The organism is Burkholderia sp. LMU1-1-1.1 (assembly GCF_040675865.1).
In the GTDB taxonomy this organism is placed as follows: domain Bacteria; phylum Pseudomonadota; class Gammaproteobacteria; order Burkholderiales; family Burkholderiaceae_D; genus Rugamonas.
Genome location: NZ_JBEGHG010000001.1, coordinates 182,837 through 196,391, shown reverse-complemented (window position 1 = coordinate 196,391; position 13,555 = coordinate 182,837). Strand labels below are relative to the sequence as shown.

Below are 13,555 nucleotides of genomic sequence, written 5' to 3'. Positions count from 1 at the left end.
ATTGACTTTCAGTGCGCGCAATCGTGCTCTGCGGTCCGCGTGGGAATAAGTGCTTTCCGGAAAATATGCAAGCCGCTTCGACAAGGCCGGGTTTGATGCTTCTCAACGCGGCGGCGTGGGGAGGGAACAGAATTCCCCTTGAGAGCGATGGGTTGCAGACAGAGGAGAGGGGCAAAAATGAGCAAATATCCCGCCGAGCGAGCGCAGCAACTCGCCAGGATCGTCCATCGCGAAGGCGCGCGCGGTGACGGCGTAGCACAGATCAAGCAGCTGCTGACCCGCCTCGGCTACCATCCGGCGCAGCCGGCGGGCGACAGGACCGACCTCTACGATGCCGACATGACGCGGGCGGTGCGCATCTTCCAGGCCTACTTCCACCTGCCGGTCAGCGGCAACATCGACGTCCAGACCCTGAAACTGCTGCGCCAGCCCCGTTGCGGCGTGCGCGACCTCCCCGAAGGCGTCGATCTAAAGGCGCTGTCGGACGCGCTCGGCAGCTCGGGGGACGACACCCAGGACCCGTTCACCTTCCGCTTCAACAGCGGGCCGTGGGAGAGCTACGACCTGCGCTACCAGGTCTATAACGGCTCGCCGGACCTGGCGACGGAGGTCGAGTGCATCGACGCTGCGTTCCAGGTGTGGGCGGGCGTCAGTCCGCTCAGCTTCACGCGCGTCGCCAGCGACGCCGACATCCGGCTCGGCTTCGAATCCGGCAACCACGGGGACGGCTCGCCGTTCGACGGCCCCGGCAACATCGTCGCGCACGGTTTCTTCCCACGCACCGGCGTGGTCCACTTCGACGAGGCCGAGAACTGGCGCGACTGGCGCTTCGGCGCGGCCGGTGGCCAGGACCTGTGGAACGTCGCCATCCACGAAATCGGCCACGCCCTGGGGCTGGGGCACTCCAGGCTCGACAGCGCGATCATGTACCCGCTCGTCCAGAACGGCCGCCACACGCTGTCCGAGGAGGATATCCGCGGCATCCTGAGCATCTACCCGTTCCGGGTCGGCGCCGGCGCGCGCGCGAGCGTCGTCAACCTGTGGGCCTTCGCCGGCGGCACCGGGTCGGCGCTGGTCGATTTCGGCCGGCGCCGGCGCTTCCTCGCCTTCGGCCAGGCGACGTTCGTCGATGCGCTGACCGACTACGACCGCGACAACGCCTGCGCGCTCGACGTGTTCCGCGTCGACGGGGAGCTGGTCGGCAATGTCGGTTTCGGCGGCGACCATCTCGGCACGAATGGCGCCCCCGGCAACCTGTTCCCGGGCGCGTTCATCGGCGAGGGACGGACGGTGCAGTTTCGGTTGAGCGCTTTCCATTCATCCGACCTTGAGGCTTATGGCGTGGGCTGCGTGCTCGCGCTCGACTAAGGAGGTATCACCCATGACACACTATGCAATCGTTGAGACCGCAACCGGCAAGATCGTGCGGCTGCACTCCCACTACGTGTTCGGCAACGAGCAGCCCGTGACGTGCTCGGACGAGGAGCTGCGCGCGGCGATCGCCGAACTGGGCGATCCGGCCGGATTCGAGGTCCATAGCGCGCCGGCCGGCTTCGACCCCGGCAACCGCGGGCAAACGCTGGTCTTCGACGCCGCGGTCAAACATCTGCGCGTGGCCGCCCGCGCGCCGCGCCGGTCCGCCAAAGGGGAAATCTGATGGACGCCTTCCGAGTCAACCTGTGGAATTTCGGCACCGGCACCACGACCGCCACCGTCAATTTCGGGCGGGCGCGCTCCTTCCTGGCGTGGGGCAGCATCACGTTCACGGATTCGCTGACCGATTACGACCGCGACAACGCCCAGGTGATCGAGGTCTATCGCATCGACGGCCTCGATGCCGGCGTGGTCGGCACCGGCGGCGACCACCTGGGCGCGCCCGGGTCGGATTCGAACCTGCGCCCCGGCGGCCGGGTAGGCTTCGGGCGCAGCGTCACGTTCAGGCTGCGCAGCATGCATGTCAGCGACTTGGAGAGCTACGGCGTGGGGTGCGTGATCACGCTCGACTAGGTGTGGTAAAAGGCGATGGACTGGCGTCTTGCGACGGGCTAAACCGGCCTCGGCATTGATTAATCGTCGATGCTGAGGCATATTGCTTGTCAATGAACGTATCGCCCCACACTTTTATCCTGTTCTCGCTCGGCACCGACCTGATCCTGTGCGCGGTGCTGGTGTTTTTGTGGTGGCGGCACAGCGATGAAAAACACGCGATCGCCTGGGCGGCCGGCCAACTGGCGATGACAGCCGGCACCGCGTTCTGGTACCTGGGACCGCCGGACTGGCCGCGGCACGCGCTGGCGGCGGTCACGGTCACCGTCAGCGTGGCCGGCTACTGGGCCGGCACCGAATTCTTCCTTGGTAACCTCAAACGCCACCACGTGCGTGTCGCCGCGCTGTCGTTCGTGCTGTTCGGCTGCGCCGGCTACGCGGCATGGACGAGGTTGGGGCTATCGGTCGACAACAGCGTCGCGCTCACCTATGGCATAACCTTTGTCTGGATCGGCTGGCGCCTTGCCGGCAGGCGCAACCATTACCGTTTGCTGGGGCTGATCCTGATCGCGCGCGGCGTGTTCAACCTGGCGAACGGCGTGAACCTGGTGCCGTCGGCGTTCGAGGCCTGGTTCATCTGGTCGTTCCTGGTCAAGGCCAGCTCGATGTTGTGTTTGATACACGCGGCGCAGGAAAAGATACAGAAACGCTATACCCGCGCCATCGACAGCCTGAGCAAGGGCTTCCTGGTGTACGACCGCGCCGGACGCATCCGCTCCGCCAACGAGAGCAGCGCCCGCCTGCTCGGGGCGCCGGGCGTCAAGCAGCTGCTCGGCACCGGCGTCGGCGACTGGTTGCCGTCCATCAGCCGCCGGCAAGTCGCCGAGCACTTCCAGCGGTTCGCCGCGGCCACGCGTTACCCGCACGTCGAAACGGCGGTCATCGACGGCGGCGACGGGCGGGAGCTGCCGCTCGAACTGATCGCCTCGCCGCATTACGAGCGCGGCCAGCTGCATTGCATGATGCTGGTGATGGACATCACCGAGCGCAAGAAGAACGACGACCTGCTGCAGCGCGCCGCGAACTATGACAGCGTGACCGGCCTGCTGAACCGGCACGGCCTGTCGGTGCGGCTGGCCGCCGCGCTGTCGCAGGCCGGCGCCGGCGGCTGCGCGGTGCTGTTCATCGATATCGACAAGTTCAAGCGCGTCAACGATTCCTTCGGCCATGCGGCCGGCGACCAGTTGCTGGTCCAGATGGCGCAGCTGCTGCGCGGTATGGCGCGCGAAGGCGACCTGCTGGCCCGCTTCGGCGGCGACGAGTTCATCGTGGTGCTGCAAGGACCGGCGAAGGCCGACGTGGCCGCTGCGGCGGCGGCCCGCGGGCAACAGATATTGCGCGCGCTGGGCGGCGGCTTCCAGCTCTCGCCGCAGCTGATCACCGTCTCGGCCAGCATCGGCGTGGCGTGCTTTCCCGGCGACGGCGATGACGCCGACACGCTGACCCGCAACGCCGACATCGCCATGCACGACGTCAAGAAGAGCGGCAGGGGCGAGCTGCGCTTCTTCGACGCGGCCATGAGCGCGTACGCGCGCGACGCGCTGGTGATCGACGGCGCACTGCGCGGGGCCATCCAGGCGGGTGAGCTCAGTCTTGCGTACCAGCCGATCGTCAACGCCGCCAGCGGCGCGATGGACAAGGTCGAGGCGCTGCTGCGCTGGCACAGCGCCTCGCTGGGCACGGTCGGCCCGGACCGCTTCATCCCGGTGGCCGAGGACAGCGGCCTGATCATCGAACTGGGCGCCTGGGTGCTCGACGAGGCGTGCCGCCAGTTGGCGGGCTGGGGCGACAGCCTGCCGGCGCTGGTGGTCAGCATCAACGTCTCCGCGCGGCAGTTGCTCGACCCGGCCTTCATCGGAATGGTGGAGCGGGCGTTGTCGGCCAACGGCCTGGCGCCGGGGCGGCTCGAGCTCGAGTTGACCGAGCGCGTGCTCATCAGCGATGGCGCGCAGGTGCGGGTCGCGCTGGGCAGGCTGCGCGAGCTGGGCGTCAGCCTGTCGCTCGACGATTTCGGCACCGGCTACTCGTCGCTAAGCTACCTGACGCAGTTCCAGATCAACACGCTCAAGATCGACCGCGCCTTCGTGACCGACATGGTCGACAGTCCGCGCAGCAACGCGCTGGTGGCGACCATCATCGCCATGGGCCACAGCCTGGGCCTGCAACTGGTGGCGGAAGGCGTCGAAACGGCCGGCCAGGCGCGCGCGCTCGAAGCCATGGGGTGCCATTACTTGCAGGGCTACCACATCTCGCGGCCGGTCGGCGCGGCGGCGCTGCCGCTGTTCCGGCACCCCGCGTCCGACACTCCGGGGTCAACTCCGGGGTCAGGTCCACCATTTCTACACGAGCTGGGCGCTAAGGCTTGCTAGCGTCGGGCTCGTGCCCGAATGTCGGCACTGACCCCGGTTGGTTTTCGGCGGTTTGGAAGGCGGCGGCGTCGCCGGCGAACATTTCCTCCAGCTCCAGCCGTCCCTTGCGCGTGAGCGAGACCATCTCGTCCTGGTCTTGCTGGTGCGGGTACACTTCCATCAGCATCTTCAGGTTGTGCGTGCGGAAGGTGCGGGCGGCGTGCTCGGCGCGCTCGGCGGCAAAGCCGAGCTGCTGCAGCACCTTGGCGCCCAGCTGCAGCGACGATTCGAAGGTTTCGCGCTCGATCAGCGTCACGCCACGGTCCAGCAGTTCGTAGTAGTGCGTCACGTTGCGCGCCCGCGCCAGGATCGTCAGCGACGGATAGCGCTCGCGCACGGCGTCGACCAGCGCCAGGCTGTCGTCGACGGCGTCGATCGCGATCACCAGCGTGGTGGCCTTGCCGATGCCGGCCGCCTCCAGCAGGTCGATGCGGGTGGCGTCGCCGTAGAACACTTCATAGCCGAATTTGCGCAGCAGTTCGATCTGGTCGGGATCGTGGTCGAGCACCGTCACGCCGATGCGGTTGGCCGACAGCAGGCGGCCGATGATCTGGCCGAAACGGCCGAAGCCGGCGATGATGACAGGATGCTCGACCGTGATCTTGTCGGCCTCGCGCTTCTTTTTCGCCGTGCGCAGGCGCGGCGCGGCGAACTTGTCGTACAGCAGCAGCAACAGCGGCGTGGCCACCATCGACAGCGTCACCACCATCACCAGCATGGCCGAGGTCTCCGGCGCCAGCACCCTGGCCTCGACGGCCGTGCCGAACACCACGAAGGCGAATTCGCCGCCCTGCGACATCAGCAGCGCGAAGAACAGGCGCTGGCCGCGCGGAATGTCGAACCAGAAGGACATGCCGTACAGCAAGCCACCCTTGAGCAGCAGCAGGCCGCAGGTCAGGCCCACCACCAGCAGCGGATGGGCCAGCAGCACGCCGAAGTCGGCCGACATGCCGACCGCCATGAAGAACAGACCCAGCAGCAGCCCCTTGAACGGCTCCAGGTCGCTGACCAGCTGATGGCGGTATTCGGAGTCGGCCAGCAGCACGCCGGCCGTGAACGTGCCGAGCGCCAGCGACAGCCCGACCGACTCCATCAGCAGGCAGATGCCGATCACCAGCAGGAGCGCGAAGGCGGTGAACAGCTCGCGCAGGCCGGTGCGGGCCAGATAGCGCATCACCGGGTTGACCAGGCAGCGGCCGAAGGCGACCAGGGTCAGCAGCACGGCCACCAGCTTGACGGCGCGCATCCAGCCGCCGCTGGCATGCTCCGCGGCAACGCCGGCCAGCAGCGGCACCAGCGCGATCATCGGGATCGCCGCGATATCCTGGAACAGCAAGATGGAAAAGCTGGCCGAGCCGGCGGGGCTGGGCATCAGCTTGCGCTCGCCCAGGGTGGCCAGCACGATGGCGGTCGACGACAGCGACATGCCCAGGCCGGCGACCAGGGCGATTTTCCACTCGACGCCGAACGCCACGGCCGCCGCCGTGAGCGCGGCGCCGACGATCAGCACCTGGGCGCCGCCCCAGCCGAAGATGGGCCGGCGCAGCGACCACAGCTTCTTCGGCTCCAGTTCCAGGCCGATCAGGAACAGCATCAGCACCACGCCGAACTCGGAGACGCTCAGCACGTCCTCGACATTGCCGATCAGCGACAGGCCCCACGGGCCGATGAGGGCGCCGGCGGCCAGATAGCCGAGCACCGCGCCCATGCCGGCCCGCTTGGCCAGCGGCACCAGCACCACGGCCGCCACCAGATAAAACACCATGTGTAAAAGAAAGCCGTGTGCCATAAGGTTCCGTTGTGCGCGCCGTTATCGGCGCTGATTGTCGAGCCAGCAAGTATCTCATCCGGTGGACCTTGCCGTCCACCATCGGAATGGAGAGGGGAGGCCTGTAAAAAAATGGCAAGTTTCTTGAACTATTTCCAAGTCGTCGGGAATGTACGGTAGGCAGCCAACCGGCGCCTCTTACAACGACAAGGATGACAAAATGAAAAAGCTGTTGCACAAGACTTTGGCCGTGGCCGCCCTGGCCCTGGCCGCCAACGCCCACGCCGTGACCGACGTGTCCGGCGATTTCCTGGCAGGCTATACGGGCAGCCGCGACGCCGCCTTCGACGTGCTGGCGGCCGACGTCAGCTTCAACGCAGCCACCAACGAGTTCGTGTTCAGCACCACGGCGGCGGGGGCGATCGCCGGCGTCAACGGCGCGGCCTACGTCTTCGGACTGGACGCCGGAGGCACGACCGTCGCGCCGTTCGCCTCGGTCGGCCTGCCGGGCGCGGTCTTCAACCGCACGGTGACCTTGCGCGCCAACGGCACGGCCGCGATCGGCGCGACGCCGATCACCGAGCAAATCGCCGGCAACCGGATCTTCGCCACCGTGTCGGCGTCGTTGCTGCCTTCGAACGGCCTGGCGTTCAAGGATTACACCTGGACCGTGTGGTCGATCGACACCAACGTCGCCGGTCTCGGACGCCTGGCCGACTTCGCGCCAGACGCCAACATCAACGTCACGGCGGTGCCGGAACCGGCGACCTACGGCATGCTGCTGGCGGGACTGGGGATGCTGGGCTTGGTGGCCCGCCGCCGCGCGCGGGCGGAGGGCTGATCCCAGCGGCGTTGCAAAGGGGGAAGTGACTAGCATGTTTGTCGTTTGGCGGGAACTCGCCAGGCGGATTTAGCGGATGTTTGTGTCGTGGCGATCGCGGATGTGGTACCGTAATTGCCGTAGGAACCTATTTCTCGGATGGAAGTATGTCCAGGTTCCTGCGGCGATCGGCCGAAAATACGCTGAACGGAAAACACCGCATGAGTTCACGCAAGTCCAGCCGGGACCCGCCCAGCCCGGCCCCCCTCGCGCCGGCGCAGGCCGGCGATGTCGACCAGCGGCTGGCGGCCAACCTGGCGGCCATCCTGCTGCGCAACGCCGACGACAGCGACAACGGCATCGCCATGCTCGACGCCGGTGATATCTTCCTGTACCACAACCGCGCCTTCGCCCGGATGTTCGGCTTCCCCGACGGCTCCATGGTCGGCAAGCACTACGACGATATGATGATCTGGGCCTACACCAACCACTGCGGGCCGCTGATCGAGGCGGCAAGCATCGAGGAGTGGTTGTGCTATGTGCACACCCGGCAGCGCAGCGCCCGTTTCCGCAGCTTCGAGGTGGACCTGATCGACGGCCGCTGGCTGCTGATCACCGAGCAGGTCAACGCCGGCGGCGAAATGGTGGTGATGTGCACCGACATCACCCGCCAGAAAAAGACCGAATTCGAACTGAAACACGCGCACGCCGAACTGCGGCGGCTGGCGCTGACCGACGAGTTGACCGGCATTCCGAACCGGCGCCAGTTCTTTCCGCAGTTCGACATCGAGCTGGAGCGGGCGGACCGTTACGGCTACCCGCTGTGCCTGGCGATACTCGACCTCGACCACTTCAAGCACGTCAACGACCGCCACGGCCACGCCGCTGGCGACGCGGTGCTGCGCCACTTCGCCGATTTTCTTTGCCAGCGCCTGCGCGCGGCCGACATGGTCGGCCGGCTGGGCGGCGAGGAGTTCGCCGTGCTGTTGCCCGAGACCGGCATCGAGGAGGCGCTGTTTGTGTTGCGCCGCATGGTGGAACAATTGGCGGAGCAGACCGTCGATGCGGTCGCGCCCGGTTTTACCTACGCCTTTTCAGGCGGCGTGGCCGCCGCCTGCCATGCCCGGCCGCTGACCTCGCATCGCTTGCTGGCCTGCGCGGATCGCGCGCTGTACCAGGCCAAGAACGGCGGCCGCAACCGCATCAACGCCTATCTGCCGGATGACGATGGGGCGATTGATTGTCCGGTCGGCTAGCGGGGTTTTCAGGGGCGCCGAAGCCCGCCATCCCCGGCCCCGAAAAAGTCGTATCCCATATCAAAAGATTGCGCTATCATTTGTCCCGATCCGATTCAATTCGAGGGGGTTTGATGAGCAAATTGGCAGCGATACTGTTACTCGCCGGGACCGCCTTGGCGGTGGGCGCGACAGCCATGGCGGCGGAGCCGGCGCGTCGGAGTTGTGCGGACGGCGCCGCCGGCGCCTCTCAAACCAGCCTGACGCCGGCGGAGAAGGCGGAGGGCTGGCGCCTGCTGTGGGACGGCAGCACGTCGGCCGGCTGGCGCGCCGTCAAATCGGACGTTTTCCCCGAAAAAGGCTGGCAAATGTGCGGCGGCGTGCTGTCCGTGCAGGGGAAGGACGGCGAGGAATCGCAGGGCGGCGGCGACATCATCACCACACGCCGCTATGCCGAGTTCGAGTTGAGCGCCGAATTCAAGACCACGCCGGGCGCCAACAGCGGTATCAAGATCTTCACCCAGCCGACCCTCAGCGCCATCGACAAGGTCACCGGCAAGCCCGCCCAGATCGGCTCGGCCATCGGCCTGGAGTTCCAGGTGCTCGACGACGAGCGCCATCCCGACGCCAAGCTGGGCCGCGACGGCAACCGCACCATCGGCTCGCTGTACGATCTCATTCCCGCCGCCAAGGACAAAACCGTGATGCCGGTCGGCCAGTGGAACCAGGCGCGCATCGTATCGAAAGGCAAGCTCGTATCGTTCTGGCTCAACGGTAAAAAGACGGTCGAGTTCGAGCGCGGCTCGCCGGCGTTCCGCGCCAGCGTCGCCGCCAGCAAGTTCAAGGAGATCCCCCTGTTTGGCGAATGGCCCGACGGCCATATTCTGCTGCAGGACCACGGTAACGATGTCTCGTTCCGCAACATCAAGATTCGCGACCTGGGCGGAAAATAGGCCATGCCGGGGACGCCTGTTTTCCAGCATACGTTCGCGGCGATGAACACCCGCTTCACCGTGGTGCTGCCGTCGGTGGCCGCCGCCGCCGGCGTTCGGCTGGCGCGAGAAGTGGAGGCGTTCGTGGGCCGGCAGGAGCGGCTCATGAGCCGGTTCGTGGAGCACGGCGCCGTGGCGCGCATCAATCGGCACGCGGGACAAGCGGCGGTGGCCGCCGGCGACGCCTGGGACGTGCTACTGGCCTGCCGCGACCATTGGCGGCGCACCGGGGGCGCCTTCGATATCGCCCAGGGCGCCCGCACCAGCGGCGCCTCGCTGGCCGCAGCGGACAACGGCATGCAATACGTCGAACTCGATGACGCCGCCCGCACCGTGCGCTTCGCCTCGCCGGGCGTCCAGCTCGACCTGGGCGGCGTCGGCAAGGGCATCGCCCTCGACAACGTGGTGCGGCGACTGCGCGCGCGCGGCGTCGAGCGGGCGTTCCTGAGCTTCGGCGAAAGTTCGATCGCCGTGATCGGCAGCCACCCGGCCGGTCCCTACTGGCCGGTGGGTGTCGTCGATCCCGCGCGTGGCGATACCGCGCTGCACAGCTTTCACCTGCGCGACGGCGCCATGTCCTCCTCGGGCAACCGCACGGACGACGGCCACACCGTCGATCCGCACAGCGGCCTGCGGCGCAACGGCCGATGCGTGCTGTCGGTGGCGTGCGCCAGCGCGGTCGACGCCGAAGTGCTCTCCACCGCGCTGCTGGTCACCTCCCGCGCCGAACGCGCCCGCATATTGAACAACTACCCCGGGGCGGAAGGCGTCGAGTTCGTATGCTCGGCGGATGCCGGTCCGCAGGGCCTGCACAAGAGATGGCATGATGCATCCTGATGTCCCCGAAAGCACCGGCGATCTAGCCGAAGACCGGCGTCGCCGGCGCCGGTTTCTGACCCGGCTGGCGGCGACCGTGGCCGGCTCCGGCGTGTTGAGCGCGCTGCCCTGGATCGCGCCATTGCGCGCGGCGCCGCTCGGTTCGGCCGCGTCCGACCGGGTTCGCCTCGGCGTGATCGGCACCGGCTCGCGCGGCCGGCGGCTGATGCAGGACCTGTTGCGCACCCCTGGTGTCGAATTGGTGGCGCTGTGCGACAACCACGCGCCCCATCTGCGGCTCGGCATGCAATCGGCGGGCGGCAAGCCGCTTGCCTTCTCCGACCACCGCGCGCTGCTGGCGACCCCGCACCTCGACGGGGTGGTGATCGCGACACCGCTGCATCAGCACGCGCCGATGTGCCTCGACGCGCTGGCGGCCGACAAGCACGTGTTTTGCGAAAAAAGCCTGGCGCTGACGATCGACGAATGCCGCGCCGTCGCCCGCGCGGCCGGCGCCAGCAAGCGCGCCTTCCAGATCGGCCACCAGCGCCTGTTCAGCAACCAGTTCCTGCAGGCGCACCAGATGGTGCGCGGGGGCGCGATCGGCCACATCACCCAGATCCGCGCCCACTGGCACCGCAACGCCGACTGGCGCAACCCGGCCGCCACGCCGGAACTGGAGCGCATCCTCAACTGGCGCCTGTACCGCGCCTACTCGGCCGGACTGATGGGCGAGTTGGGCTCGCACCACCTGCAGGTCGCCAACTGGTTCCTCGACGCGGCGCCCTTGTCCTGCGTCGGCTATGGCAGCATCAACCACTGGAAGGACGGCCGCGAAGTCCACGACAACGTCAACGTCGTCTATCGCTATCGCGACGGGGTGTCGGTGGTGTACGACTCGCTGAGCAGCAATCGCTTCCATGGCATGGAGGTGCAGATCATGGGTTCGAAGGGCACCATCGAAGGGGAGAGCGCCAAGGCCTATTTCGAACAGGCGCAGCCCGCGCCCGGCGTCGCCCAACTCGTCTCCCAGCTGGAACAGGGCGGGTTCGACACCGTCGCCGTCGCCGCGCCTTCCTGGAAGCCCGAACTCAAACAGGGTGGCCAGGGCTTGGCGTTGCGCCGCAACGCCAACGGCGACGACGGCACCGCCGTATCGCTGGCCGCCTTCGCCAACACCATCCGTTCCGGCCAGAAGATCCCGCAGATGATCGAACACGCCTACCGCGCCGGCGTCGCCACGTTGATGGGGCTGGCCGCGGTCGAACAGGGTGGCGAAATCCTGTGGCCGGGTCACTACGAATGAGCCGGTTTCCCGGCCTGATACAAACCGCCTTGGTCCTTGGCGGCCCTGCGGAGCGGCCGCGACGCTCCGCCATGTCAAACGCCCGTCAACCAGAACTGGAATCGTCATGACGCACACACCTTCCTCGCCGCGCCGCCGCGCTTTCGTCCAGGGCGCGCTCGCCGCCGGCGCTTCGGCGCTTCTCGTCCCACGCCTGGCCGTGGGCGCCGCCCCGGGCGACAAGGTCAATCTGGCCTGCGTCGGGATCGGCAACCGCGCCGCCCAGATCATCCTGGACCTGCACGCCACCGGCCTGGCGAACATCGTGGCCCTGTGCGATACCGATATGGGCGCGCCGCATACCGCGCAAATCCTCAAGCTGTTCCCCGACGTGCCGCGCTTCCGCGATTTCCGCCAGATGTACGACAAGATGGGCACGCGGATCGACGCCGTCAGCATCGGCACGCCGGATTTTTCGCACTTTCCGGTCGCCATGCTCGCCATGTCGCAAGGCAAGCATGTCTATTGCGAAAAACCGATGGGCCAAAGTTTCCGCCAGATCGAATTGATGATGGCCGCCGAGCGAAAATACAAGGTCGCCGCCCAGATGGGCAACCAGGGCCATTCCGGACCCAATTACTTCCAGTTCCAGGCCTGGGTCAATGCAGGCGTCATCAAGAATGTCACCCGCATCACGGCCTATATGAACAATCCGCGCCGCTGGCACGGGATGCGGGTGTCGGGCTACCTGCCGGCCCAGCCGCTGCCGGAGGGGCTCGACTGGGACGGCTGGATCGCCACCGAGCGCATGCACGCCTATAACCAGGGCTATGTGAACGGCGACTGGCGCTCGTGGTTCGACTTCGGCAACGGCGCGCTCGGCGACTGGGGCGCCCACATCTTCGACACCGCCCACGAGTTCCTGCAACTCGGCCTGCCGACCCTGGTGGACGCCATTAAGTTGGAGGGCCACAGCCCGTTCATTTTCCCGCAGGCGTCGACACTCGGCTTCCATTTTCCGGCGCGCGGCGCGCTGCCGCCGCTCGACCTGACCTGGTACGACGGCAGGGACAATCTGCCGCCGCTGCCGGCGAACATGGGGGCGTCCGTGGTCGATCCCTCGATTCCGCCGCCGTCGAAAGGCGCGAACGCCACCGCCGACCAGCTAGCGCCCGGAAAGATCATTTACGGCGAGGGGCTGACGTTCAAGGGCGGCACGCATGGTTCCGAGCTTCAAATCCTGGACGGCGAAAAATCGCGGGAGATCCGCGCGCGCCTGCCGGAGGTCCCGGCCAGCCCGTCCAATCACTTCGCCAACTTCCTGCGCGCCTGCATGGGACAGGAAACCTGCCGCTCAAGTTTCGCGGTCGCCGGGCCATTGTGTCAAACGATGAGCCTGGGCGTCATCGCCCAGCGCGTGAACGCGAAGCTCGAGTTCGATCCGGTCAGCAAGCGCATCACCAACCATCGGCTGGCCGACGCGCTGCTGGACGGCGTACCGCCGCGCAGGGACTGGGAGCAGTTCTACAAATTGTGAGGCGCGGGCCGCCAGGCCCGCCGCCGTTTCCTCCGCCACGCGGCGCGCCAGCGCCGTGCTGCCCGCCATTCCGCCATCCCCCGGCCCACGGCCGGGCTCCCCGCACCGTCCACCATGCGCCGCAAAGCAAGGGTTCTTGACTTGAGCCACGTCAAGGCGGGCCATTAAAACATTGTTAATCTGAATTGGTTGAAGCGTACTCGGCCATAAAAACGCCGCGACTACTTTGACGAAAGTCGAGCCGCGTGCTCGTTTACCGACGCCGGGACTCCTGGTGGGTGCTGGCATTGATCCGCGTTGCCTCTATTGGAGAACCCATGGCTACCATCAAAGACAAAGCTTCAGACATCATCGACCGCTTCACCAGCGACCCGGCGCTGAAATCCCTGATCCAGACCGAACTGAGTCGCAAGCAGGGCACCGAGGCCACCGTCAAGGCCATCGTTGGCTTGTTCGGGCTCGATGACGATACCCGCGACAAATACGTGGAGAGCATCCTCAAGAGCATCGGTGGCACGCCGGTCTTCCACGTCGCCAATTACCACCACGACGACCCGGATACGGCCGCCCGCGCCGCCGAAAACATGAGTCATCACATCGTGTCCGTCAAAGCCATCCTGGCATCCTGACGCCGCCGGCCGTTGCCCG

12 protein-coding genes are annotated in these 13,555 nt (G+C 66.8%); 11 read left to right on the top strand and 1 reads right to left on the bottom strand.

All coding sequences use genetic code 11. The features are described 5' to 3' along the window. Window positions 1-177 precede the first annotated feature (177 nt). The 4 genes from MRBLMU1_RS00730 (at window position 178) to MRBLMU1_RS00715 (ending at window position 4,415) form a co-directional block, all read left to right on the top strand. The gene (locus MRBLMU1_RS00730; protein ID WP_363495533.1) at window positions 178-1,368 is read left to right on the top strand and encodes a matrixin family metalloprotease; all 1,191 of its coding nucleotides are present in this window, start codon (window positions 178-180) and stop codon (window positions 1,366-1,368) included. 13 nt (window positions 1,369-1,381) lie between these two features. Beyond that, complete coding sequence (locus MRBLMU1_RS00725; protein ID WP_363495530.1) at window positions 1,382-1,657, top strand: hypothetical protein; 276 nt, start codon at window positions 1,382-1,384, stop codon at window positions 1,655-1,657. Then, window positions 1,657-2,007 carry a hypothetical protein gene (locus MRBLMU1_RS00720; protein ID WP_363495528.1) on the top strand — a complete coding sequence of 117 codons (351 nt, stop codon included), beginning with the start codon at window positions 1,657-1,659 and terminating at the stop codon, window positions 2,005-2,007. Before MRBLMU1_RS00725 ends, MRBLMU1_RS00720 begins: the two co-directional genes overlap by 1 nt. A gap of 92 nt (window positions 2,008-2,099) precedes the next feature. Continuing rightward, on the top strand, window positions 2,100-4,415 hold the full coding sequence (locus tag MRBLMU1_RS00715; protein WP_363495525.1) for a putative bifunctional diguanylate cyclase/phosphodiesterase: 2,316 nt from the start codon (window positions 2,100-2,102) through the stop codon (window positions 4,413-4,415). Here the strand turns inward: MRBLMU1_RS00715 and kefC are convergent. After that, complete coding sequence (kefC, locus tag MRBLMU1_RS00710; protein WP_363495522.1) at window positions 4,402-6,243, bottom strand: glutathione-regulated potassium-efflux system protein KefC; 1,842 nt, start codon at window positions 6,241-6,243, stop codon at window positions 4,402-4,404. The genes MRBLMU1_RS00715 and kefC overlap by 14 nt on opposite strands. Window positions 6,244-6,442: 199 nt before the next feature. Here kefC and MRBLMU1_RS00705 point away from each other — a divergent pair, with 199 nt between their 5' ends. The 7 genes from MRBLMU1_RS00705 to MRBLMU1_RS00675 all read left to right on the top strand — a co-directional run bounded on the left by MRBLMU1_RS00705 (window position 6,443) and on the right by MRBLMU1_RS00675 (window position 13,536). After that, on the top strand, window positions 6,443-7,063 hold the full coding sequence (locus MRBLMU1_RS00705; protein ID WP_363495519.1) for a PEP-CTERM sorting domain-containing protein: 621 nt from the start codon (window positions 6,443-6,445) through the stop codon (window positions 7,061-7,063). 200 nt (window positions 7,064-7,263) lie between these two features. Next, window positions 7,264-8,298, top strand: coding sequence for a GGDEF domain-containing protein (locus MRBLMU1_RS00700; RefSeq protein ID WP_363495516.1), 1,035 nt, complete (start codon window positions 7,264-7,266; stop codon window positions 8,296-8,298). A gap of 113 nt (window positions 8,299-8,411) precedes the next feature. Further along, window positions 8,412-9,230, top strand: coding sequence for a 3-keto-disaccharide hydrolase (locus tag MRBLMU1_RS00695; RefSeq protein WP_363495513.1), 819 nt, complete (start codon window positions 8,412-8,414; stop codon window positions 9,228-9,230). Window positions 9,231-9,233: 3 nt separating this feature from the next. Then, window positions 9,234-10,106, top strand: a complete 873-nt coding sequence (locus MRBLMU1_RS00690) for an FAD:protein FMN transferase (RefSeq protein WP_363495510.1) — start codon at window positions 9,234-9,236, stop codon at window positions 10,104-10,106. After that, window positions 10,093-11,391 (top strand): Gfo/Idh/MocA family protein, encoded by a 1,299-nt coding sequence (locus tag MRBLMU1_RS00685; protein WP_363495507.1) that lies wholly within the window; start codon window positions 10,093-10,095, stop codon window positions 11,389-11,391. The genes MRBLMU1_RS00690 and MRBLMU1_RS00685 overlap by 14 nt, the downstream gene beginning before the upstream one ends. Window positions 11,392-11,497: 106 nt before the next feature. Beyond that, window positions 11,498-12,907, top strand: coding sequence for a Gfo/Idh/MocA family oxidoreductase (locus tag MRBLMU1_RS00680; RefSeq protein ID WP_363495504.1), 1,410 nt, complete (start codon window positions 11,498-11,500; stop codon window positions 12,905-12,907). 317 nt (window positions 12,908-13,224) lie between these two features. Next, complete coding sequence (locus MRBLMU1_RS00675) at window positions 13,225-13,536, top strand: hypothetical protein (RefSeq protein ID WP_363495501.1); 312 nt, start codon at window positions 13,225-13,227, stop codon at window positions 13,534-13,536. Window positions 13,537-13,555: the final 19 nt, after the last annotated feature.